At 72.5% G+C, this 21,933-nt stretch carries 20 protein-coding genes; 16 read left to right on the forward strand and 4 right to left on the reverse strand.

What is annotated here, in order from left to right:
- The first annotated feature begins 6 nt into the window (after positions 1-6).
- The 4 genes from tssE (at position 7) to ACSBPG_RS15035 (ending at position 4,580) form a co-directional block, all read left to right on the forward strand.
- Positions 7-459 (forward strand): type VI secretion system baseplate subunit TssE, encoded by a 453-nt coding sequence (tssE, locus tag ACSBPG_RS15020; RefSeq protein ID WP_435537989.1) that lies wholly within the window; start codon positions 7-9, stop codon positions 457-459.
- A complete protein-coding gene (tssF, locus tag ACSBPG_RS15025) occupies positions 449-2,263 on the forward strand; it encodes a type VI secretion system baseplate subunit TssF (protein WP_435537990.1) in 1,815 nt (604 codons plus the stop codon). Before tssE ends, tssF begins: the two co-directional genes overlap by 11 nt.
- On the forward strand, positions 2,260-3,354 hold the full coding sequence (tssG, locus tag ACSBPG_RS15030) for a type VI secretion system baseplate subunit TssG (protein ID WP_435537991.1): 1,095 nt from the start codon (positions 2,260-2,262) through the stop codon (positions 3,352-3,354). Before tssF ends, tssG begins: the two co-directional genes overlap by 4 nt.
- A 386-nt stretch (positions 3,355-3,740) precedes the next feature.
- Positions 3,741-4,580 (forward strand): hypothetical protein, encoded by an 840-nt coding sequence (locus tag ACSBPG_RS15035; protein ID WP_435537992.1) that lies wholly within the window; start codon positions 3,741-3,743, stop codon positions 4,578-4,580.
- An 18-nt stretch (positions 4,581-4,598) separates the two neighbouring features.
- On the opposite strand, the gene ACSBPG_RS15040 is transcribed toward ACSBPG_RS15035, so the two are convergent.
- Positions 4,599-6,143, reverse strand: a complete 1,545-nt coding sequence (locus ACSBPG_RS15040; RefSeq protein WP_435537993.1) for a tetratricopeptide repeat protein — start codon at positions 6,141-6,143, stop codon at positions 4,599-4,601.
- A 181-nt stretch (positions 6,144-6,324) separates the two neighbouring features.
- Here ACSBPG_RS15040 and ACSBPG_RS15045 point away from each other — a divergent pair, with 181 nt between their 5' ends.
- From ACSBPG_RS15045 to ACSBPG_RS15065, 5 genes are read left to right on the forward strand one after another with little or no spacing between them, the layout of a single operon-like run.
- Positions 6,325-7,299, forward strand: coding sequence for an eCIS core domain-containing protein (locus ACSBPG_RS15045; RefSeq protein WP_435537994.1), 975 nt, complete (start codon positions 6,325-6,327; stop codon positions 7,297-7,299).
- 31 nt (positions 7,300-7,330) lie between these two features.
- A complete protein-coding gene (tssH, locus tag ACSBPG_RS15050; RefSeq protein WP_435537995.1) occupies positions 7,331-10,003 on the forward strand; it encodes a type VI secretion system ATPase TssH in 2,673 nt (890 codons plus the stop codon).
- Between the two features lie 36 nt (positions 10,004-10,039).
- Positions 10,040-12,064 (forward strand): type VI secretion system Vgr family protein, encoded by a 2,025-nt coding sequence (locus tag ACSBPG_RS15055; RefSeq protein ID WP_435537996.1) that lies wholly within the window; start codon positions 10,040-10,042, stop codon positions 12,062-12,064.
- 7 nt (positions 12,065-12,071) lie between these two features.
- The gene (locus tag ACSBPG_RS15060) at positions 12,072-12,665 is read left to right on the forward strand and encodes a toxin-antitoxin system YwqK family antitoxin (protein ID WP_435537997.1); all 594 of its coding nucleotides are present in this window, start codon (positions 12,072-12,074) and stop codon (positions 12,663-12,665) included.
- Between the two features lie 29 nt (positions 12,666-12,694).
- On the forward strand, positions 12,695-13,081 hold the full coding sequence (locus ACSBPG_RS15065; protein ID WP_435537998.1) for a DUF4280 domain-containing protein: 387 nt from the start codon (positions 12,695-12,697) through the stop codon (positions 13,079-13,081).
- Between the two features lie 28 nt (positions 13,082-13,109).
- Here ACSBPG_RS15065 and ACSBPG_RS15070 read toward each other — a convergent pair whose 3' ends face one another.
- The 3 genes from ACSBPG_RS15070 to fdxA form a co-directional block, all read right to left on the reverse strand.
- Positions 13,110-14,174 carry a YeiH family protein gene (locus ACSBPG_RS15070; RefSeq protein WP_435537999.1) on the reverse strand — a complete coding sequence of 355 codons (1,065 nt, stop codon included), beginning with the start codon at positions 14,172-14,174 and terminating at the stop codon, positions 13,110-13,112.
- Positions 14,171-14,983 carry a ferredoxin--NADP reductase gene (locus ACSBPG_RS15075; RefSeq protein ID WP_435538000.1) on the reverse strand — a complete coding sequence of 271 codons (813 nt, stop codon included), beginning with the start codon at positions 14,981-14,983 and terminating at the stop codon, positions 14,171-14,173. Before ACSBPG_RS15075 ends, ACSBPG_RS15070 begins: the two co-directional genes overlap by 4 nt.
- A 173-nt stretch (positions 14,984-15,156) precedes the next feature.
- The gene (gene fdxA, locus ACSBPG_RS15080) at positions 15,157-15,492 is read right to left on the reverse strand and encodes a ferredoxin FdxA (protein ID WP_435538001.1); all 336 of its coding nucleotides are present in this window, start codon (positions 15,490-15,492) and stop codon (positions 15,157-15,159) included.
- A gap of 147 nt (positions 15,493-15,639) precedes the next feature.
- Here fdxA and ACSBPG_RS15085 point away from each other — a divergent pair, with 147 nt between their 5' ends.
- The 7 genes from ACSBPG_RS15085 (at position 15,640) to ACSBPG_RS15115 (ending at position 21,829) form a co-directional block, all read left to right on the forward strand.
- Positions 15,640-15,942, forward strand: coding sequence for a DUF971 domain-containing protein (locus ACSBPG_RS15085; protein ID WP_435538002.1), 303 nt, complete (start codon positions 15,640-15,642; stop codon positions 15,940-15,942).
- Between the two features lie 77 nt (positions 15,943-16,019).
- Positions 16,020-17,756 (forward strand): fumarate reductase/succinate dehydrogenase flavoprotein subunit, encoded by a 1,737-nt coding sequence (locus ACSBPG_RS15090; RefSeq protein ID WP_435538003.1) that lies wholly within the window; start codon positions 16,020-16,022, stop codon positions 17,754-17,756.
- A 79-nt stretch (positions 17,757-17,835) separates the two neighbouring features.
- Positions 17,836-18,069, forward strand: a complete 234-nt coding sequence (locus tag ACSBPG_RS15095; RefSeq protein ID WP_435538004.1) for a 4Fe-4S dicluster domain-containing protein — start codon at positions 17,836-17,838, stop codon at positions 18,067-18,069.
- Between the two features lie 14 nt (positions 18,070-18,083).
- Complete coding sequence (locus ACSBPG_RS15100; protein WP_435538005.1) at positions 18,084-19,040, forward strand: HEAT repeat domain-containing protein; 957 nt, start codon at positions 18,084-18,086, stop codon at positions 19,038-19,040.
- Positions 19,041-19,080: 40 nt separating this feature from the next.
- A complete protein-coding gene (locus ACSBPG_RS15105; protein ID WP_435538006.1) occupies positions 19,081-19,869 on the forward strand; it encodes a GntR family transcriptional regulator in 789 nt (262 codons plus the stop codon).
- 420 nt (positions 19,870-20,289) lie between these two features.
- Positions 20,290-20,598 (forward strand): helix-turn-helix transcriptional regulator, encoded by a 309-nt coding sequence (locus tag ACSBPG_RS15110; protein WP_435538007.1) that lies wholly within the window; start codon positions 20,290-20,292, stop codon positions 20,596-20,598.
- A complete protein-coding gene (locus tag ACSBPG_RS15115) occupies positions 20,564-21,829 on the forward strand; it encodes a type II toxin-antitoxin system HipA family toxin (RefSeq protein ID WP_435538008.1) in 1,266 nt (421 codons plus the stop codon). The genes ACSBPG_RS15110 and ACSBPG_RS15115 overlap by 35 nt, the downstream gene beginning before the upstream one ends.
- Positions 21,830-21,933 lie beyond the last annotated feature (104 nt).

Here is a 21,933-nt window from a genome sequence, read left to right on the forward strand (position 1 = left end):
CCCGTCGTGGCGGGACCGCGGGTCATCCAGGGCGTCCGGGCGCCGCTGTTCGACCGCCTCGCCGCGGACGGCGGCGGGTGGCGGATGCTCGACCGCCAGGGACTGCACGAGTCGATCCGGCGCGAGCTGGACCGGCTGCTCAACACGCGCACGCCGCTGGCCGCCGACGAGCTCGGCCGGCGGCCGCGCGGCACCCTCGACTACGGCCTGCCGGACCTGTCGCTGTTCTGGCCCTTCGATTCCGACAGCGAGACCCGGCTCGCCGCCCTGGTGGCCGACACGGTGGCCGCCTTCGAGCCGCGCCTGCTGCAGCCGCGGGTCGCCGTGGCGCGCGTCGGCAACCAGCGCAACCGCCTGCGCGCCACCGTCTCCGGCGCGGTCGAGCTGAACGGCATGGTCGAGCCGGTCAGCTTCCCCATCCTGCTGACCGACAGCCTGGACGAGAGCGATGACGCCTGAGGGCCGCAGCGAGCTGCTCGACTACTACCAGCGCGAACTGACCTACCTGCGCCACGAGGGGGCGGCCTTCGCCGCCCGCTACCCGCGGGTGGCGGCGCGCCTCGACCTCGGCGGGGCGGAATCGCCGGACCCGCACGTCGAGCGCCTGCTGGAGAGCTTCGCCTTCCTCACCGGCCGCATCCAGCGCACGCTCGACCAGGAGTTCCCGCAGATCCCGGCGGCGCTGCTGGAGGTCCTCTACCCGCACCTGGTGGCGCCGGTTCCCAGCATGGCGGTGGCCCAGTTCCTGGTCGACCCCGACCAGGCCCGTTCGGCCACCGGCTTCACCCTGCCGGACGACACGCCGCTCTTCGCGGAGTCGGTGGACGGGCTGACCTGCCGCTTCCGCAGCGGCTATCCGGTCGAGCTCTGGCCGATCGAGGTGGCCGAGGCCTCCCTGCGCCCCTCGGCCGCCTTCCCCTTCCTCGACCACCGTGGCGACGTCGGCGCGGTGCTGCGGGTGACCTTGCGCGGCCTCGGCAAACTGGGCTTCGCCGACATGGCGCCGCGGCGCCTGCGCCTCTTCCTGCACGCCGCGGCGACCACCGCGGGTGCCGTGTACGAGCTGCTGCTGAACCAGCTGTGCGGGCTGGCGGTGCGCCCGGCCGGGGCCGCGATGCCGGCGTGCGAGCTGCCGGCGTCCTGCGTCCGCCCCGTCGGATTCGCGCCGCAGGAGGACGTGCTGCCCTGGCCGCGCCACGCCCACCAGGGCTACCGGCTGATCCAGGAGTACTTCGTCTTCCCCGAGAAGTTCCTGTTCGTCGACCTGGAGGGGCTGGGCGGCTTCGGCGACGGCAAGGAGGCGGAGCTGCTGTTCCTGCTGCCCGCCCCGCCGGCCCGCCATCTGGCGGTCGACCAGGGCACCTTCCGCCTCAACTGCGCCCCCATCGTCAACCTGTTCCGCAAGACGACCGAGCCGGTGCGGCTCGACCAGACCCAGGTGGAGTACCGGCTGCTGCCCGACAGCCACCGCGAGCGCTCCACCGAGATCCATTCGATCCTCAAGGTCTCGGCCAGTTCCGCCTTCGAGGACGACAGCCGGACCTTCCATCCCTTCTTCTCGTTCGACCATGCGGCGGCGCGCGACGGCGCCCGGGCGTTCTGGACGGCGCGGCGCCAGGCGACCGGGCGCGCCGACCTGCCCGGCACCGACCTGATGCTGTCGTTCCTCGACCTCGATTTCCGGCCGCTGCGCCCGCCGGCCCAGGTGGTGTTCGCCCACACGCTGTGCACCAACCGCGGCGTGGCCGAGCAGATGCCGGCCGGGGCGCGGCTGGAGATCGAGGTGGACGCGCCGTTGCGGGGCATCGCCTGCCTGACCAAGCCGACCCGCCAGCTGACGCCGCCGCTCGCCGGCCAGACCCTGTGGCGGCTGGTCTCGCACCTCTCGCTCAACCATCTGTCGCTCGACGGCGACGCCGGGCTGACGGCGCTGCGCGAGATCCTGCGCCTCTACGCCGCCTTCGACGACGCCACCGTGGCCGGCCAGGTCGCCGGCCTCTCCGGACTCGCCTGCACGCCGGTGGTGCGGCGCATCGGCGACGCGGCGTGGCGCGGCTTCTGCCGCGGCACCGAGGTGCGGCTGGAGCTCGACGAGGAGCGCTTCGTCGGCAGCCATCCCTTCCTGCTGGCCTCGGTGCTCAACCGCTTCTTCGGCCTCTACGCGGCGGTCAACGCCTTCACGCAAACCGTGCTGACCAGTCGGCAGCGCACCGGGATCTGGAAGACATGGCCTCCTCTGGCTGGCGATCGCCCCGTTCTGTGATCGAGCAGTTGGCCGCCGAGGCCCACCGCTTCGACGTCCTCCAGGCCGTCGCCGTGATCGAGCGGCTGGCGCCGGAGGCGCGCAGCGTCGCCGACGGCGCCGACCCGAGCCACGAGGCGGTGCGCTTCCGCTCCAGCCTCACCTCCGCCTTTCCCGCCAGCGACCTCGCCGCCGCCCGCCCGCCCGGTCCCGGCGCGCCGCAGTGGGAGCTGCTGGTGAACTTCCTCGGCCTGGCCGGCGGCTTCGGCCCGCTGCCGCCGCCCTTCACCGAGGCGATCGTCCAGCGGGAACGCGCCGGCGACACGGCGACCCGCGCCTTCCTCGACCTCTTCAACCACCGCCTGGTGTCGCTGCTCTACCGGGCGCGGCGCCAGCATCGCCCGGCGCTCAACCGCGGCACCCCCGACCAGGGGCCGATGGCCGGCTGGCTCTACAGCCTGATCGGCATGGGCACCGCGGGGCTCCGCGGCCGCATGGCGGTGCCCGACCGGGTGCTGCTGCACCACGCCGGCGTGCTGGCCCAGCAGCCGCGCAGCCTGCACGGGCTGGAGCGCCTGCTGGCCGACCATTTCCGGGTGCCGGTGCGGGCGCTGCCCCTGCAGGGCCGCTGGCTGAGGCTCGACGCCAGCCAGACGACGGCGCTCGGCCACCGCAACTCGCGGCTCGGCGCGGCCCGGCCCGACGGGGCGGTGCTCGGCGCCCGCGCCTGGGACCAGCAGGCGGCGGTGGTGCTGGAGCTGGGGCCGCTCGACCTCGACCCGTTCCGCGCCTTCCTGCCGGTCGGCCACGCCGCGGCGGCGCTGCGGGACCTCGCGCGCTTTTACGTCGGACCGGGGCCGGAGCTGGACGTGCGCCTGCGCCTGCGGGCGGACCGGGTGCCGGGGACCCGGCTGGCCGGCGTCAACGGCCTGCACCTCGACGGCCCGCGCACCCTGGCCGAACGGCCGCGCTCGCCGGGAGCACGGCTGGGCGGCCCGGGCCGCCTGCTGACCCGCCCGGCGCCCGACGCGCCGCGCCTGGGCTGGACGACCTGGCTGACGACGCGGCCGCGGACGGTGGAGGGGGTGGTGACGTTGGGAGGGCGGCCGTGAGCGAGCGCCGCCGGCCGCCCCCGCCCGGGCCGCCCGGGCCGCCGGGACCATCCTGGCCCACCGCGGCGCCGGGTGCGCCGCGTCCGGCGTGGCCGGGGGCCGCGGTTCCGCCGCCGAGCCCGCCGCCGCCCCGCCCGCCGGGGCCGGCCGGGGCGGCGGTCCAACCGCAGCGAGCCAACGCCGCCGGACGCCCGGCGGCGCCGGGCGCACCGCCGCCGGCCTGGCCGGGGCGGCCGGCATCGGCCCCTCCGGCGCCCCCCCGCGCGACCGCCGCTCCGCCGCCCGGCGCCGCCTCCGGTACGGCCCAGCCGTGCCGTCCCCCGGCGCCGCCACCGGGGCGCCCGTCTCCGCCCGCCAGGCCCGGCGGGCCGGGTGTCGCGCAACCGATGATGTTGGGCTCTCTCGGCTTGGGCGGAGACGGAGATGGGGATGGCGACGGCGATCGGTCCCCGGGGTCGCACCGGTCCCGCTCGCCGCGCTCGCCGCGGTCCGACGACGGCTCCAGGAAGAAAAAGAAGAAATGGCGCAAGGAGCACAAGGAACGCTCGCGCAGCCGCAGCAACAGCAAGTCACCCCTGCGCACCGTGACGGTGAACGGACGATCTCTGCGCGATGTTGCCGGCCGGCACAAGGATGACGATTACAAGGGCACGCATTCGATGACGCGCGCCTACAAGCAGCACCATTCCGCACCGATCGGCGACGAGGAGGAGGTCAAGCTGCCGCCGCCGCAGAACCTCACGCAGCCGTTGCGCCCGCCGCGGCTCGTGGGCGGAATAGAGCTGTGGGACGGAAATCGTCGATGGCTGCACTGGGACAAAGATTACGGCACGTGGAAAACAGAACAGGCGGACGAGAACACCGGAGAATACACCTGCCAGTCGTACGGGCATTGGTACCACCATCCGGAATGCGTCGGGTCGAGCACCAACGCCGGTGATTTCCAAGGCGATCACGTGACCGAGTTGCGCGACTACTTGGAAGCGGTCACCGGCCTGTTCGTCGCTTGTGACGGAACCTGGCACTGGATCGCCATCACCCGGGCCGACGCGCAGGCTCATTACAGCGATCAGAACAACCTTCAGCTGCTGTGCGGCAAATGCAACTCTAAGAAGAACGCAAAGCAGGGGATCGACAAGGACCCGAGCGTACCGTACGGCCGCTGCACCGGCTCCGGCTGCAACCAGCACATCAACGACAAGATCATGAAGGGCAAGAAGAAATAGGGGCGGGTGGCGGCCGCTCTACTTCCCCTGCAGGGCGCCGACGGGAACGAAGCCCGGTGCGACGGCGCGGGCCGCGGCGAACAGGGCGGCGGCATCGTCGCCACGGCCCAGCGCGTACGCGCACAGCCCCATGTTCCAGAGGGTCCGCGGGTCGTCGCCGTGGCGGCGGAGCGACTGCGCGAACTGCTCCAGGGCGTCGGCGTGGGCGCCCAGGGCGTGGAGCAGAAGGCCGGCCTCGTGGGCGACGTCGACCGTCTCGCCGATGTGGAAATGGTTGGCGACCGTGCGCTTGATGCTGGCCGCCAGGTCCGCGCGGCCGCGTCCGTCCAGATCCTCCAGGCGCGCCCACAGGTGCGGGGCCATCCGGCTCAGCACGCGGGGGTCCCAGTGGGAGAGACGCAGCAGCGCCAGCAACCGTCCGGCATCGAGCGCGCCGTAATGGTCCTGGACACCGCGCCGCAGGTGAAAGAAGTCATCGGGGCGGCCGTGCTCCACCGCCAGTTCCCAGGCGTAGCGCGTCTCGGCGAAGCGCTCCGCCGCGCGTCCCATGAGAATCGCGCACAGGGCGAGATCGGCGTGCGCGTGCCGTCCGGTCAAGCCCGTTCCGCCGGCACGCTCGGCGTGGCGGATCAGCGCGTGGTAGTTCACGGGAAGCGACACGCTCCCGTGGAGCGAAAGGTCCGGCGCGGTGCGGCCGCCGAGCGTCCTCAGGTCGACCTCGCCGCGGTCGCCGCTCAGCAGCAGCAGGGGGCCGCCGGCGACCGCCGCCAGACGGTCGAGGCACCGCATCGCGGCGCACGGGAACAGCAGGACCGTATCGTCCAAGGTGCGCGCATAGTCCGCCAGCGCCTCGTCGAAGGCCGGCTCCGCGTAGACCGGCCCGTCGGCCGGGACGGCATGCCAGACCGGATCGAGCCCGTCGAGGACGCCCGCGCCCGATCCCGCCCGGGGGCGCAGCTCGATCAGGCAATGCTCCAGCGCCCCGGCACGCACGGCGAACGCATCCTGGGGCAAGCCGTCGAACACGTAGTTGGCGACCACCGCCAGGGGACCCGCGCCGCCGCCCGCCCGCAGCGTGGCGCCGGTCCGCTCCAGCCGCAGCTCAGCATCTCCGGTGGCATCGAAGGACGCGAGGTCGAGCAGGCCGGAGTCGAAGTAGGGCTGCAACTGGGGATGGCCGCGCCAGAAGGCCAGCGTCGCCTCGGCGACGTCCGTCAAGACGTAGCGGAAGGGAAGGTCGGGCCGCGGCGAGCGGGCACGCAGTTCCACCAGCGCCTTCACCAGCAGGAAGCCGAAGCGCCCCGTTCCGGCGCCGAGTTCGACGATGGTGGCCGGACCGTCGTCCGCGGTGTCCCGCAGGAAGGCCAGCAGCACCGCCGCGTAGGCGCTGGCGAGGCGCGGGTTGCCGGTGACGTAGTGCGGGACCCGCCCGTCGCGCCACGCCTCGATCCCCATACGCTCGAACCAAGCGCGCTGGCGTGCCCACAGGCGTGACTGGGACAGCCGCGTGGCGCCCTTGAGGCCGCCGTCGCGACCCGTCCGACGGTCGTTGAGCGGGTCCATGCGCCTCTCCCAAGTTGTCACCGCCAGCATAGCCAAGGCGCAAGGCGATGCCTACGGACACGGATTGTGAACGCCGACACGCGCATTGACAGCGGCGGGTTGTTTCCCGATGATTGTGCAGATCGCGACGGGGGTGCGCATGCCGTCCCATGCCGTTCAGGGTCCGCCGGGCGGAACCCGTGTGCTCCAGGGCCGCTTCGCCGCCGGAGGGCCGCGCCTGCCGATGCCGGGAAGCGGCACGGTGCAGCGCCAGGTGGACGGCAACGCCCAGCCGCTGCCGAGCGGTCTGGTCCAGCTCGGCGCCGGCGGTGGGCGGCCTTTGCCCGACGGCGTGCGGCAGAAGATGGAATCCTTCTTCAAGGCCGACTTCTCCGACGTCCGCGTGCACGTCGGCGCGCAGGCGCCGGCGATCGGTGCCCTGGCCTTCACCCTGGGCACGAACCTCTACTTCGCACCGGGCCAGTACAACCCCGACACCCCGCACGGTCAGCAGCTCCTCGGCCACGAACTGACCCACGTGCTGCAGCAGCGGGCCGGACGCGTGCGCAATCCCTTCGGCAGCGGCATCGCCGTGGTCCAGGACCCGTCGCTGGAGGCCGAGGCCGACCGCATGGGCATGCGCGCCGCCGCCCACGCCCTGCCCCCCACCCTCCAGGCCAAGGCGGCGTCGCCGGCCGGACCGGCCATCCGCCACGCCCAGGCCAAGCCGGCGCAGGGTTCCGGCTACCGGCTGATCGTCGGCGCCTATCTGCACCAGGAGCAGGGCCTGCCCGACGCCATGGCCGGGCACGGCTTCGTGGCGGTCGAGCGCCCCGGCGGCAAGCGCGAGGCCTGGGGCTTCTCGCCGGCCAACCTGTCGAGCCTGGACCCCCAGCGCGATCTCGGGCGCCTCACCACCGGCGTGCCCGGGCGCCTCCACCGCGACGAGGCGGCCTTCTCGAAACCCGGCGTGCGCACCCGCAGCTTCACCATTTCGGCCGAGCAGGCGCAGCGGGCGATGGCGAAGATCTCCGAGTACGGCGGCGGCAACGTGCAGTTCAGCCTCGGCCGGCGCCAGTGCACGGCCTTCGCCGGCGAGGTGGCGAAGGCCGCCGGCGTCGACGCCTTCGGCGGCGGGCCGGTGCGGGGACCGCGGGACTTCTACCGGAAGATCTGACGCGACCGCGCACGGCCGCAGAAATGGCCCGATGTCCTCCCTGAAGCCCCTCGTCGGCAAGCTCAACCCCACCGCCAAGCGGGCGCTGGAGGCGGCGGCGCAGCAGTGCCTGACGCAGACCCACTTCACCGTGGAGGTGCAGCACCTCCTGCTGGCGCTGGTCGGTGCGGCGGACACCGACGTGGCCCGCCTGTTGCGCCACCACGGCGTCGACGCCGGCACGGTGACCGCCGACCTCACCCGCGCCCTGGACGGGCTGCCGCGGGGCAACGTGCAGACCCCCGCCTTCTCCGAACACCTCGTGCGCCTGCTGGAGCGCGCCTGGATGGTGGCGTCGCTGCGCCTGGGGGCGCCGGCCATCCGGTCCGGTGCCATCCTCGCCGCCCTGCTGGAGGACGACGGGCTGCGCGGCCTGCTGCTGGAAACGGTCCCGACATTGGCGCGCCTGCCGCGCGGCGCGCTGGCCGAGACCCTGCCCGATCTGCTGCGCAACAGCCCGGAGGACGCCGGCGGCGCCCCGCCTCCCGCCGGCGGTCCCGGTGGCGGCCCCGGTGGCGGCCCCGGTGGCGCCCGCCCACCCGCCGGCGGCACGCCGTCGAAGACGCCGGCCCTCGACGCCTACACCATCGACCTCACCGCCCAGGCCCGGGCCGGGCGCCTCGACCCCATCGTCGGGCGCGACGCCGAGGTGCGGCAGGTGGTCGACATCCTGCTGCGCCGCCGCCAGAACAACCCGATCCTCACCGGCGAGCCGGGGGTCGGCAAGACCGCGGTCGTCGAAGGCTTCGCCCAGCAGGTCGCCGACGGCGCGGTGCCGCCGCCGCTCCGCACCGTCGCCGTGCGCGTCCTCGACCTCGGCCTGCTGCAGGCCGGCACCGGCATCCGCGGCGAGTTCGAGGACCGCCTGCGTCGGGTGATCGACGAGGTGGCGGCGTCGCCGCAGCCGGTCATCCTGTTCATCGACGAGGCGCACACCCTGGTCGGCGCCGGTGGCCCGGCCGGCCAGGGCGACGCCGCCAACCTGCTGAAGCCGGCCCTGGCGCGGGGCGAGCTGCGCACCATCGCCGCCACCACCTGGGCCGAATACAAGCGCTACGTCGAGAAGGACGCGGCGCTGGCCCGCCGCTTCCAGGTCGTCAAGGTGGCCGAGCCGGACGAGGCCACCGCCGTCACCATGCTGCGCGCACTGGCGCCGAAGCTGGAGGCGCACCACGCCGTGCGCGTGCTCGACGAGGCGGTGGTGGAGGCCGTACGCCTGTCCCACCGCTACATCAGCGACCGCCATCTGCCGGACAAGGCGATCGGCGTCCTCGACACCGCCTGCGCCCGCGTGGCGCTGGCCCGCAGCGGCCCGCCGCCGGAGCTGCAGGCGGCCGCCCGCCGCTCCGCCGAGCTGGCGGCGGAGATCGCCCTGCTCGGCCGCGAAAGCGCCGCCGGCCGCGACCACGCCGAGCGCATCGAGCGCCTCGCCGACCAGCGCGCCGCGGCCGAGGACGAGCGCCACCGCCTGGACAGCCGCTGGCGCCAGGAAAGCGAGCTGGTGGAACGCATCCGCGCCCTCGAGGACTCCCTGCCCGGTCTGGGCGCCGCCACCCGCCTCGCCGCGCTGGGCGAGCTGGACGGGCTGCGGCTGGAACTGGAGGAGTTCCAGGACCGCGACGCGCCGATGGTGCCGGTCGCGGTGGACCGCCGCGCCGTCGCCTCGGTGGTGTCGGGCTGGACCGGCATCCCGGTGGGCCGCATGCCGAGCGACGACGCCGCCACCGTGCGCGGCCTGCGCGCCCGTCTGGCCGAACGGGTGGTCGGGCAGGACGCCGCCCTCGACACCATCGCCCGGCGCATCCGCACCTGGTTCGCCGGCCTCGCCGAGCCGGGCAAGCCGACCGGCGTCTTCCTGCTGGTGGGGCCGTCCGGCGTCGGCAAGACCGAGACGGCGCTGGCGCTCGCCGACGCGCTGTTCGGCGGCGAGCGCAGCGTCGTCGCCATCAACATGTCGGAATACCAGGAGGCGCACTCCGTCTCCGGCCTCAAGGGGGCGCCGCCCGGCTATGTCGGCTTCGGCAGCGGCGGCGTGCTGACCGAGGCGGTGCGCCGGCGGCCCTATTCGGTGGTGCTGCTGGACGAGGTGGAGAAGGCGCACCCGGACGTGCTGGAGCTGTTCTACCAGGTGTTCGACAAGGGCACCCTGGAGGACGGCGAGGGTGTCGCGGTCGACTTCAAGAACACCGTCATCCTGCTGACCTCCAACCTCGGCAGCGACACCATCGCCCGCCTGCCGGCCCCGGCGACGGCGGAGCGCATCGCCGCGGCGATCCGGCCGGAGCTGGTCGCCCACTTCAAGCCGGCGCTGCTCGGCCGCATGGTGGTGGTGCCGTACGTGCCGCTCGACCCGGCGCAGGTCCGCGCCATCGTCCGCCTCAAGCTCGCGCGCATACAGGCGCGCCTCGCCGAGGTGCACGGGGCGGAGCTGACCTACGACGCCGCGGTGGTCGCCCAGGTCGCCGCGCGCTGCGCCGCCACCGACGCCGGGGCGCGGGCCATCGACCATCTGCTGACCAACACCCTGCTGCCCGACCTGTCGACGGCGGTGCTGGAGCGTCTCGCCGACGGGCTGCCGGTCGACCTCGTCCACGTCGACCTCGACCCCGGCGGCGGGTTGCGCTACACCTTCGGCCTGCCCGCCCACCGCGCAGGCGGGCCCTGACAGGGCGCATGAGCGAAGGCCCATGAGCGAGGGCGAATGAGCGACCGGGCCACCACCCAGGACAAGGCGTCGCTGGCGGTCACCACGCCGCTCGGCAAGGACGCCCTGATCCTGCAGGAGTTCAGCGGCAGCGAGGAGGTGTCGGGCCTGTTCGCCTTCACGCTCGTCATGCAGTCGGCGACCGGCGCCCAGGACGTCGACCTCGGCACGCTGGTGGGCCAGCACCTCACGGTGACCCTGACCGGCGACGCCGGCGCCACCCGGATCGTCGACGGGGTGTGCGCGCGGGTCGTGCAGACCGCCACCGCCTACGTCGCCGAGCTGCGGCCCTGGCTGTGGATGCTGGGCTTCAGCAGCGACCACCGCATCTTCCAGAACCAGACCGCGGTCGACATCATCAAGGCGGTGTTCGGCAACCTCGGCTTCAGCGACTTCAAGGACTCGACGACCGCCACCTACACCACGCGCGAGTACTGCGTGCAGTACGGCGAGAGCCACCTCGACTTCGTCCTGCGGCTGATGGAGGACGAGGGCATCTTCTACTTCTTCACCCACGAATCGGGCAAGCACACCCTGGTGCTGGCCGACGACGCCTCGGCCTTCGCGGCGATCTCCGGCACCGCGACGGTGCCCTACCTGGCGCTGCCCACCGGCAAGGACTGGATCGACGGGCTGCACGTCACGAACTGTTCGCTCGAGCAGGCGGTCGCCAGCGGCGTCTACCAGACCGACGACTACAACTTCACCACCCCGGCGACCGAGCTGAAGGCCAGCGTCACCGGCACCTCGGGCGCCCCGCAGGTCTACGAGTATCCCGGCAACTACACCACCAAGGACCAGGGCGACGCGCTGGCCAAGGTGCGGGTCGACGCGCTGCAGGCCGGGGCCAAGCGGCTGAGCGGCGCCTCCGTGGTGCGCGCCTTCACGGCGGGGCAGAGCTTCACCCTGTCCAAGCACCCGCGCAGCGACCTCAACGCCGAGTGGGTGCTGCACAGCGTCAGCCACCGCGCGACGTTCCGGGAGTACGACAACAGCTTCACCGCCCTGCCCTCGGCCACCACCTTCCGGCCGCCGCGCGTCACCCCGCGCCCGCGCATCGCCGGCACCCAGACCGCCACCGTGGTCGGCAAGTCGGGGCAGGAGATCTACACCGACCAGTACGGACGGGTGAAGGTGCAGTTCCCCTGGGACCAGCAGGGCACCAACGACGAGAACAGCTCGTGCTGGATCCGCGTCGCCCAGGGCTGGGCCGGCAAGAGCTGGGGGGCCTTCTTCCTGCCGCGCATCGGCATGGAGGTGGTCGTCAGCTTCCTGGAGGGCAACCCCGACCTGCCCATCGTCACCGGCTGCGTCTACAACGGCACCAACACCCTGCCCTACGCCCTGACCGACGACCAGACCAAGAGCACCATCAAGACCAACAGCTCCACCGGCGGCAACGGCTACAACGAGATCCGCTTCGAGGACAAGGCGGATTCGGAGGAGATCTACGTCCAGGCGCAGAAAGACATGACCGTCCTGATCAAGAACAGCCGCACGACGACGGTGGACGCCGCCGACGACACCCTGACCCTGAACCAGGGCAACCGCTCCACCACCATCTCCAAGGGCAACGACACCCTCACCATCAGCGAGGGCAACCGCACCAGCGCGGTCGCCAAGGGCAACGAGACGCACTCGGTCAAGGGCACGCGCGGCGTCACCGTGGAGGGGGCGGAGACGCACACCAACAAGGACGCGTACACCCAGACCGTCTCGAAGGACTTCACCCTGACGGTGGACGGCGACATCACCATCAAGGCGAGCGGCGCCGTCACCATCGAGGCGGGCAAGGGCCTGACGGTGAAGTCCACCTCCGACATGAGCCTGACCTCCTCGGCCGGGCTGACCGCCAAGGCCACCAACGCCGCCACCGTCCAGGGCATGAGCGCCACCGTGAAGGCGGACACCGGTGCCACGCTCCAGGGCGGCACCACCGTCACCGTCAAGGGCAGCGCCCAGGCCAGCATCGACGGCGGCGGCATGACCGAGGTGAAGGGCGGCATCATCAAGCTGAACTGAGGGCCCCATGGACGAGCCCACCGTCCTCGAAGCGCGCGCCGACGACGGCCGCCTCGTCTCGACCACCACCCTCGGCCCCGACGGCCGGCCCGACGGGGAGTTCGTCGCGTACGCGCCGGACGGCACGGTCGCCATGCGCATGCTCTACCGCGCCGGCGTGCCCGACGGCCCGGCCACCGTCTTCCGCAACGGCGTGCCGCAGACCGAGATGACCTACGCCGCCGGGCTGCTGGACGGCGCGATGCGCGGCTACGACCCGGCCGGGCGCCTCCTGTCGGTGGTGCGCTACGCCGCCGGCAAGCGCCACGGGCGGATGGAGTGCTTCACCGCCGAGGGCAAGCCGCTGATGAGCGCCGAGTACAAGGACGACCGGCTCGACGGCGACCTCGTGGAGTACCGCCCCGACGGCAGCGTGCGCCGCCGCGTCCCCCACAAGGACGATCTGCCCGACGGCGAAGCGCTGGAGTTCCACCCCGGCGGCGCGCCGGCGGAACGCACCCTCTACCGCGCCGGGGCGGTGGTCGAGGGCCCGGAACGCCTCGACGATCCCGACGCGCCGGCCAGCAGGAAGGGCCTGGTGGCGCGGCTGCGCGGCAAATAGAAGAAACGCGGCGGACGAGGAGCGACGCCATGGGACAGGTGGTGGTGGCGGGGGCGATGACCCAGTGCAGCTTCGGCGTGGCGCCCAGCACGCTGTCGGTGCTGCCGGTCAACCGGGTGATGGCCGGCGGGCCGCCCGTCGCCAACATCATGGACTACGCGCCGATGGTGAACATCCTGCCCTTCGGCATGTGCCAGAGCCTGGCCAATCCCATGGTGGCGGCGGCCACCGCCGCGGCGTTCGGCGTGCTGACGCCGATGCCCTGCATCCCGGTCACCGCCGCACCCTGGATCCCCGGCGTGCCGCAGGTGCTGACCGGCAACATGCCGACGCTCAACAACAGCTGCAAATGCATGTGCAGCTGGGGCGGCGTCATCTCCATCTCCATGGCCGGCCAGTTCCAGACCCAGGCGTGAGCGGATCACGCGACGCCGAGCCGGCGAATCATGTGACGCCGAGCAGGCGGATCGCGGCGAAGCCGATGGCGATCAGGGCGAGCAGCGAGGTGGTGACGGCCAGCGACAGGCGGCCGCTGAGCCGCCAGAGATGGCGGACGTCGACGCACAGGCCGAGCCCGGCCATGGCGACGACGCTCAGGACACGGGTCAGCGCCAGCCCGTCGGCGGCCACGCCGTCGGGAACCGCCCCGGCGCTGCGCAGCGCCGCCAGCGCCAGGAAGACCGGCACGAACCAGGGCACCGCCTGGCGCAGGGCCAGGGAACGCCCAGAGGCGGCCGGCGCGGCGGCCGGCGCGGCGGCCGGCGCGGCGCCCGCCTCGGCCCCGTCGAGCCGCCGCACCAGCAGCGCCATCAGCAGCACCACGGGCCCCAGGGTCAGCACGCGCACCAGCTTCACCACGGTCCCCAGCTGGACGCTGAGCACGCTCACCGGCGCCGTCGCCGCCAGCACCTGGGGAACCGCGTAGATGGTCAGGCCGGCCAGCACGCCGTACTGCGATTCCGACAGGCCGGCGAGCGCCATCAGCACCGGCAGCAGCAGCACCACGGCGACCCCCATCACCGCGCTGAAGGTGATCGCCGAGGCGACGTCCTCGGGCGCGGCGCGGATCGCCGGCGCCACCGCGGCGATGGCGGAGTTGCCGCACACCGCGTTGCCGCAGGCGATCAGCACCGCCATGCGGCGGTCGAGTCCGCACAGGCGCGACAGCGCGTAGCCCGTGGCGATGGCCGCCGCCACCACGGCGACGATGGCGGCCAGCAGGGACGGACCGGCGGCGGCGATCTGCGCGAAGGTCACCGAGACGCCGAGCAGGGCGACGGTCAGCTCCAGCAGCGGCTTGGCGGCGACGGCGATCCCCGGCGCCAGGGCGGGGCCGGGGCGCGCCGCCGCCGCCACGGCCATGCCGATCAGGATGGCGAGCACCATCGGGTCCAGGTGGACCGTGCCGGCGAGCCGGCGCTCCACCGCCTGGACCGCCATCGCCGCCACGGCGATGGCGACGCACAGCGCCAGGCCCGGCACCGGCGCGCGCAGCCGCCGGGCGATCATTCCACGAACGCGCGTTCGATGACGAACTCGCCCGGCGCGTTGTTGGCGCCCTCGCGCAGCCCGGCGGCCTCCAGCAGGGCCTTGGTGTCGGCCAGCATCTCCACCGAGCCGCAGATCATCGCCCGGTCCACCGCCGGGTCGAGCGGCGGCACGCCGAGGTCGGCGAACAGCCGGCCGCCGCCGATCAGCGCCGTCACCCGCTCGCGGCAGGGATGCGGCTCGCGCGTGGCGCTGGTGACGTGGCGCAGGCGCCCGGCGGCGAACTCGCCGACCAGCGGGTCGGCGAGGGTCTCCGCCACCAGGTCGACGCCGTAGCGCAGCTCGGCCACCTGCCGGCAGCCGTGGACGAGGACGACCTCCTCGAACTTCTCGTAGGTCTCGGGATCGCGCACCACGCTGGCGAAGGGGGCGATGCCGGTGCCGGTGGAGAACAGGTAGAGCCGCCGGCCCGGGGTCAGCGCGTCGAGCACCAGGGTGCCCGTCGGCTTCTTGCGGACGAACAGCGGGTCGCCCGGCTGGATGAGCTGGAGGCGCGAGGTCAGCGGCCCGTCGGGCACCTTGATGGAGAAGAACTCCAGCTCCTCCGCCCAGGACGGGCTGGCGATCGAGTAGGCGCGGAACAGCGGCTTGTCCCCGGCCATCAGGCCGATCATGACGAACTCGCCGGAGCGGAAGCGGAAGCTGCCCGGCCGCGTCGTGCGGAAGGCGAACAGGCGGTCGGTGTAGTGCCGGACGTGGGTCACCGTCTCGACGAACACGCCGGTGGGGACGGCGCCGGCGAGCTCGGCGGGCTTCGTGATCGCGTTCATGGGGGCTGTCGTCCTCTTCTCGTCTCAAGCGGGCCTTTCCCCCACCCTCCCCGCGGCTCGCGCCGCGGGTCCCCTCCCTCCCCCGCTTCGCAGGGGAGGGCGAGAAAAGCCCCCTCCCCTGCGAAGCGGGGGAGGGTTGGGGTAGGGGGTAGACGTCTGTCGGCTTACGGTTCTCAGGCGGGCTCGGCCGCGCGCTCGTCGAGGTGGGCCAGCTTGCCCGGCCGGCCGTTCCACGCCTCGGCGTCGGGCAGCGGGTCGAGCTTGGCGGCGATGTTCGGCCACCGGGCGGCGTATGTGCGGTTCAGCTCGACCCACGCCGCGGCACCCGGTGCCGTGTCGGGGACGATGGCGTCGGCCGGGCACTCCGGCTCGCAGACGCCGCAGTCGATGCATTCGTCCGGGTTGATGACGAGCATGTTGGCGCCCTCGTAGAAGCAGTCGACGGGACACACCTCGACGCAGTCCGTGTACTTGCAGCGGATGCACTGGTCGGTGACGGCAAAGGTCATCGCCGGTCTCCCCTTGGTTCCCTCGTTGGCCGGGAGCCTGCCGCGGCCGGCGCGGGGCGTCGGTCAACTAGTTGCTATCGGCGGTGGGCCCCCGCGTGGTCCGCTGGCCCCGACGCTCGCAAACGCCGAGGACGGAGGCCGAAGACGATGCAGGAAGACGGCGGCGCGCCCCTGGAGGTGCGCCTGACGACACGGCGCGACGCGCTGGAGATCGCCTGGGCCGACGGGCGGCGCAGCCGGCTCGACGCCGCCACCTTGCGGGCGCACTGCCCGTCGGCCGGGGCGACGCGGCTGCGCCTCGCCGGGCTGGCGGTGCCGCCGCCGGACGGGCTGACCATCGCCTCGGTCGCTCCGGTCGGCCGCTACGCACTCACCGTCGGCTTCTCCGACGGGCACCGCCGCGGGATCTACCCCTGGCCCCTGCTGCGGGCGATGGGCGGCGGGGCGTGAAGGCAATTCCTTGACCGACCGGCGACGGCCGCGGCCGCTAGCCTGACGACAACGCACGGGAATTTCGGAGAGGGAAGATGGACGAGATCCGGTCCGGGCAATCGGAAGTGGACTGCGATGTCCTGGTCATCGGCGGCGGCACGGCGGGCCCCATGGCCGCCTACAAGGCCAAGGTGAAGAACCCCAACGCCAGGGTGATCCTCCTGGAGAAGGCCAACGTCAAGCGCTCCGGCGCCATCAGCATGGGGATGGACGGCCTCAACAACGCGGTGATCCCCGGCCACTCCACGCCGGAGCAGTACACCAAGGAGATCACCATCGCCAACGACGGCATCGTCGACCAGGACGCCGTCTACAAGTACGCCCAGAACTGCTACGCCATGATCCAGGAGCTGGACCGCTTCGGCATCCGCTTCCAGAAGGACGAGAACGGCGAGTACGACGTCAAGAAGGTGCACCACATCGGCACCTACGTGCTCCCCATGCCCAACGGCGACACCGTCAAGAAGGCGCTCTACCGCCAGCTCCGCCGCGTGCGCATCCTGATCTCCAACCGCTTCATGGCGACCCGCCTGCTGGTCGGCCCGACGGGCCGCGTCGCCGGCACCATGGCGATCAACACCCGCACCGGCGAGCTGATGGTGGTGCGCGCCAAGGCGGTGATCCTGTGCATGGGGGCGGCCGGCCGCCTCGGCCTGCCGACCTCCGGCTATCTCTTCGGCACCTACGAGAACCCGGCCAACTCGGGCGAGGGCTACGCCATGGCCTACCACGCCGGGGCCAAGCTGGCGAACCTCGAGTGCTTCCAGATCAACCCGCTGATCAAGGACTACAACGGCCCCGCCTGCGCCTACGTCGCCGGCCCGTTCGGCGGCTACACCGCCAACAACAAGAGCGAGCGCTTCATCGAGTGCGACTACTGGTCGGGCCAGATGATGCAGGAGTTCTACAACGAGCTGCAGTCGGGCAACGGCCCGGTGTTCCTCAAGCTGAACCACCTGCACGAGGACACCGCCAGCCACATCGAGCACATCCTGCACACGGTGGAGCGGCCGAGCCGCGGCCGCTTCCACGAGGGGCGCGGCACCAAGTACGCCAAGTCGATGATCGAGATGCACATCTCCGAGATCGGCTTCTGTTCCGGCCACTCGGCGTCGGGGGTGTACGTCGACGACTGCGCGCGCACCACGGTGTCCGGCCTGTACGCCGCCGGCGACATGGCGAGCGTGCCGCACAACTACATGCTGGGCGCCTTCACCAACGGCGCCATCGCCGGCGAGGACGCCATCGACTTCGCGGGCGAGGTCGACTTCGAGCCCTTCGACACGGCCGACGTGGCGGCCGAACGCGAGCGCATCCTGGCGCCGACCCGGCGCGAGGACGGCATCCCGCCGAACCAACTCGAGTACAAGATCCGCCGCCTGGTCAACGACTACCTGCAGCCGCCCAAGGTCACCATGAAGTACCAGATCGCCCAGGCCCGCCTGGCCGAGGTGCGCGACGACATGGAGCGCGGCATGATGGTGCGCGACGCCCACGAGCTGATGCGCGCCGCCGAGGTGGCGAGCATCCTCGACTGCGCCGACATGGCCGCCTGCGCCTCGCTCTACCGCACCGAGAGCCGCTGGGGCCTCTACCACTGGCGGGTCGACCACCCGGAGAAGAACGACCGGGACTGGAAGTGCCACGTCCTGCTGTCGAAGAAGGACGGCGTCATGAGCTGCGAGAAGCAGCCGGTGAAGCCCTACATCGTCCCCATCGAGGAGGACGAGAAGGACGCCTACTACCGCCAGCGCGTCAAGGTCTCGGCGTAGCGCCGTCGCCTCGAACGCCCTCTCCCGGGGCGGGGAGAGGGAGACCAATCGGAACCGCATTCAACGGGAGACATCCCCGATGCCCCTCGCCAACACGCCGACGACCGTTCCCGTGGTGGTCGACAACGACCTGTGCATCGCCGACAAGGGCTGCACCGTCTGCGTCGACGTCTGCCCGCTGGACGTGCTGCGCATCAGCGAGCTGACCGGCAAGGCCTACATGAAGTACGACGAGTGCTGGTACTGCATGCCTTGCGAGGCCGACTGCCCGACCAGCGCGGTCAAGGTCAACATCCCCTTCCTCTTGAAGTGACGGAGGCCGACGCCATGACTGCCCAGCCCTTCGAGGACGACGGCGACCTCGACGCCCTGGTCGAGCGGCTCGGCGATCCCGACCCGGCGGTGCGCCGGGTCGCGGTGATGGAGCTGGCCGACACCGCCGACCCCGACGCCGTCGCCGCCATCGCCACGGCGCTGCGCGACCCCGCGCCGGAGGTGCGCCTGCAGGCCGCCATCGCGCTGGCCGAGTTCGACGGCCCGGAGACGGCCGAGGCGCTGGCCGGCGGCCTGCAGGACGCCGACCCGCGGGTCGCCCAGGCCGCCGCCGACAGCCTGGCCGAGCTGAAGGACGCGGCCGCCGGCACGCCGATCCTGCCGCTGACCGCCCACCCCAGCGCCGCCGTGCGCGCCGGGGCGCTGCGCGGCCTCAAGGAGCTGCGCCGGCCCGACGCGCTCGGCCCCGGCATCCGCGCCCTGTCCGATCCCGAGCCGGCGGTGCGGGTGCAGGCGATCGGCGTCGTCGGCTACCTCAAGCTGGAGGAATCGCTGCCGGCCCTGATCGCCTGCTGCCGCGATCCGGTGGCCGAGGTGCGCCGCACCGCGGTCGGCGCGCTCGCCTTCTCCGCCTCGCCCCACGCCGCCGACGCGCTGCTGGCGGCGCTGGCCGACGCCGACTGGTCCGTGCGCGAGGTGGCGGCGGAGGTGATCGGCAAGTCGGGCTTCCGCCAGGGCGTCGCCGGCCTGATGGGGCTGCTCGACGACTCCTCCTGGCAGGTCCGGGTGAAGGCCGTGCGCAGCCTCGGCCGGCTCAAGGCGGCCCAGGCGGTGCACGGCATCGCCGCGGCGCTCGACCACGACATCAGCAACCTGCGCAAGGAGGCGGCGGCGGCGCTGGGGGAGATCGCCGACGCCGCGGCCCTGCCCTATCTTGAAGCCCTGGTCGACGATCCCGACCCGGACGTCCGCAAGAACGTGCGCTGGGCGCTGGGGCGGATCGGGGTGTAGACTTCCACCGCCGGGGGCCGCCCGGGAGAGGGAGATCGCCATGAGGATGAGGGTATCGCCGGCGACCGCCGCCCCCCGCACCCCCCGCGGCAAGGACGGCCGGCCGACGGCGTCGGGCCGCATGCCGAAATACCTGCAGATCAAGGCGGCGCTGATGAGCGACATCTGCGCCGGCCGCTTCCCGCCCGGCAGCTGCCTGCCCAGCGAGAACGACCTGGCCAACAGCTTCCAGGCGAGCCGGGTGACCGTGCGCATGGCGCTCGACTGCCTGCGCGAGGCCGAGCTGGTGCAGTCGCACCAGGGCAAGGGCTACTTCGTGCGCAACCTCAAGGCCGTGCAGGACCTCGGCCGGCTCCAGGGCTTCGGCGAGATCATGGCGCCGCTCGGCGTGGCGGCGCGCTCGGAGGTGCTGTCGGCCGCCACCGTGGCCGCCCCGCCCGAGGCCGCGGCGGCGCTCGCCCTGGAACGCGGCGCCCCGGTGGTGAAGATCGAGCGGCTGCGCATCGCCGCCGACGTCGCCATGTCGATGGACGTCAGCTATTTCCCGCCGGCCATCGGCGAGGTCCTGCTCGGCCTCGACCTCGCCAACGTCGACGTCTTCACCCTGATCGAGACGCGGCTCGGCATCGAGATCGGCTTCGCCGACATCACCATGGACGTGGTCGCCGCCGACGAGACCGTGCGCGCCCGCCTCGGCGTGCCGCCGGGCGAACGGCTGATCCGCATCGAGCGCCTGACCCACGAGGTGGGCGGCCGCCCCATCGACTTCGAATACCTCTACGGCCGCCCGGAAACCCACCGCTTCAAGCTGCGCGCGGCGCGCTGGTAGGGCGGGCACGGCTGACAGCGGGCCGGTGGACGGCGCGGGGTGCAGGGTGATCGCCTTTGAATCCCCTCTCCCCCCTGGGGAGAGGGTCAGGGTGAGGGGGCAGCGAGGGCTGCAAGCCCTCGCCAGGGGATGGCGAAGGGGCAGGATGCCCCTTCGCGGCGCGCGTACGCGCGCCATTCCCCCTCACCCTCCCCGCGCCTGACGGCGCGGGTCCCCTCCCTCTCCCCGGAGGGGCGAGGGCTTTTTTCTTGCCCGATCAGTGGCTTGGGGGGAATGCACCAAAATGTGTGAATCCGCCAGCCCCCCTGGAGAGAGGGTTGATCAAGCCAAATGCGATGACCGTGGCGCATGGTCGGCGTATTGACACAATGTCCCCTATAAGGTACTCAAGAGCCCTCTAAGCGCTTTAAAGGGAACACTATGAAGCGCCCGGTGCTGCTCACCTCGGACGAGGCCGATGCCATCGAACACCTGGGGCGACGGGTCCGGCTGGCGCGCTTGCGCCGGAACCTGTCGCAGGAGGAGATGGCGGATCGCATCGGCGTGACGAGAAAGACCTACATCGCCTTCGAACGGGGCAAGGAAACGGTGAACGTCGGCGTCCTGGTGAAGGTGCTGTCCGTCTTCGGCTACACCGGTCGGCTGGCGGACCTGCTCGCCTCGGATCCGCTGGGTGAGGACCTGGAGGAGATCCATGGGCGCAAACGCGCATCGTCCCTGGAAGGTTGACGAGGACGGCCGCCTGCGGGAGATGGCCGTCTATGCCGACGTCGCCGGCGAACCCGTCCTGGCGGGAGTCCTCACGTTCCGCGGTGCGCGCGGCCGGACACGGCAAGGCGTCTTCCGCTACGACCCGGGCTGGAGGGCGCGACCGGACGCGAAGCCCCTGGCGGCGGCCGGCCTGCCCCTGCGCAAAGCCTTCCAGAGCGTGCCACCCGAAGAGATCCCCCTGCCCTTCCATGACGCCAGCCCCGACGGCTGGGGCAAGGCGATCCTCAGATTGGCCTATCCCGACGTGCCCCTGCGCACGCCAGAATACATCGCCGCGGCGGGCGACGACCGCATCGGCCACCTGCGCTTCGGTCCCGATGCCGACGGACCCGGCGTGTGGGTGCCGGCCCCGGCCCTGCTGGTCCTGCCGACGGACGCCGACGATCTGGAGGCGCTGATGGAGGCCGCCGACGCCGTGGAGAACGGCGTCGCCAACCGGTCGCACCTGACACGGCTGCTCGACAGCGCCGCGGACATCGGTGGCGCACGGCCGAAGACGCGCATCCGGATCGATGGCGAGGCATGGATCGCCAAGCTGCGCGGCCGCGACGACGCCTTCGACAACCAAAGGGTCGAGGCGGCCTGCCTGTCCGTGGCCCGGCAGGCCGGCATCGAGACGCCGGAACACCGGGTCATCGAGATCGGGGACCGCACGGCCCTGCTGGTGAAACGGTTCGACCGAGCCGGGCGCCGCCGGCTCGCCTATTCCAGCGCGGCCACCGTCCTTGGGCACCCGCCGGGCACCTACCGCCCGGAGAACGCCTCCTACGCCGATCTGGCGATCCGGGCACGGCGGGAGGGAATCGCCGATTGCGCGAAGCTGCTGTTCGAGCGGCTGTTGCTCAACGCCTTCCTGAACAACACCGACGACCACCTGCACAACCACGGCTTCATCGACGACGGTACGGGGTGGCGCCTCTCCCCGGTGTTCGACGTGCTGCCCCACGCCCCCAGGGCGCTCGTCCTCCGACCGGCCCGCGGCGTCTCCGCGGTGGCGGACCCGCAGACGGCGATGGCGGCCCACGACCGGTTCGGCCTGACGCGGGACGAGGCCGAGGACTGCCTGAAGCGCATCGAAGGGGCTGCGGCCGCCCTGCCGGAGTGGCTCGATCACTACGGCGTGTCCGATCGGGACCGTGCAACCGTCCGGCGGATGGTCCCCCACCTCGCCCACGCCGTCGGCTGGTGAGGCGCCCCCACCACCCCCGCCAACTTGTATTAGATCCGCCCCGCGGCACCGGGCCACGGCCATGGCATGTGCACCGCACACGGGCATCCCGGCCGCCCCGCATC

The organism is Azospirillum sp. ST 5-10 (genome assembly GCF_051225715.1).
Lineage (GTDB): Bacteria > Pseudomonadota > Alphaproteobacteria > Azospirillales > Azospirillaceae > Azospirillum.

Coding starts and splice junctions, on each gene's coding strand:
- ACSBPG_RS15110 (WP_435538007.1), top strand. CDS start 20,290: ATGAAGCGCCCGGTGCTGCTCACCTCGGACGAGGCCGATGCCATCGAA.
- ACSBPG_RS15065 (WP_435537998.1), top strand. CDS start 12,695: ATGGGACAGGTGGTGGTGGCGGGGGCGATGACCCAGTGCAGCTTCGGC.
- ACSBPG_RS15040 (WP_435537993.1), bottom strand. CDS start 6,143: ATGGACCCGCTCAACGACCGTCGGACGGGTCGCGACGGCGGCCTCAAG.
- ACSBPG_RS15095 (WP_435538004.1), top strand. CDS start 17,836: ATGCCCCTCGCCAACACGCCGACGACCGTTCCCGTGGTGGTCGACAAC.
- fdxA (WP_435538001.1), bottom strand. CDS start 15,492: ATGACCTTTGCCGTCACCGACCAGTGCATCCGCTGCAAGTACACGGAC.
- tssH (WP_435537995.1), top strand. CDS start 7,331: ATGTCCTCCCTGAAGCCCCTCGTCGGCAAGCTCAACCCCACCGCCAAG.
- ACSBPG_RS15075 (WP_435538000.1), bottom strand. CDS start 14,983: ATGAACGCGATCACGAAGCCCGCCGAGCTCGCCGGCGCCGTCCCCACC.
- ACSBPG_RS15060 (WP_435537997.1), top strand. CDS start 12,072: ATGGACGAGCCCACCGTCCTCGAAGCGCGCGCCGACGACGGCCGCCTC.
- ACSBPG_RS15035 (WP_435537992.1), top strand. CDS start 3,741: ATGATGTTGGGCTCTCTCGGCTTGGGCGGAGACGGAGATGGGGATGGC.
- ACSBPG_RS15115 (WP_435538008.1), top strand. CDS start 20,564: ATGGGCGCAAACGCGCATCGTCCCTGGAAGGTTGACGAGGACGGCCGC.
- ACSBPG_RS15090 (WP_435538003.1), top strand. CDS start 16,020: ATGGACGAGATCCGGTCCGGGCAATCGGAAGTGGACTGCGATGTCCTG.
- ACSBPG_RS15070 (WP_435537999.1), bottom strand. CDS start 14,174: ATGATCGCCCGGCGGCTGCGCGCGCCGGTGCCGGGCCTGGCGCTGTGC.
- ACSBPG_RS15100 (WP_435538005.1), top strand. CDS start 18,084: ATGACTGCCCAGCCCTTCGAGGACGACGGCGACCTCGACGCCCTGGTC.
- tssF (WP_435537990.1), top strand. CDS start 449: ATGACGCCTGAGGGCCGCAGCGAGCTGCTCGACTACTACCAGCGCGAA.
- ACSBPG_RS15085 (WP_435538002.1), top strand. CDS start 15,640: ATGCAGGAAGACGGCGGCGCGCCCCTGGAGGTGCGCCTGACGACACGG.
- ACSBPG_RS15105 (WP_435538006.1), top strand. CDS start 19,081: ATGAGGATGAGGGTATCGCCGGCGACCGCCGCCCCCCGCACCCCCCGC.
- ACSBPG_RS15055 (WP_435537996.1), top strand. CDS start 10,040: ATGAGCGACCGGGCCACCACCCAGGACAAGGCGTCGCTGGCGGTCACC.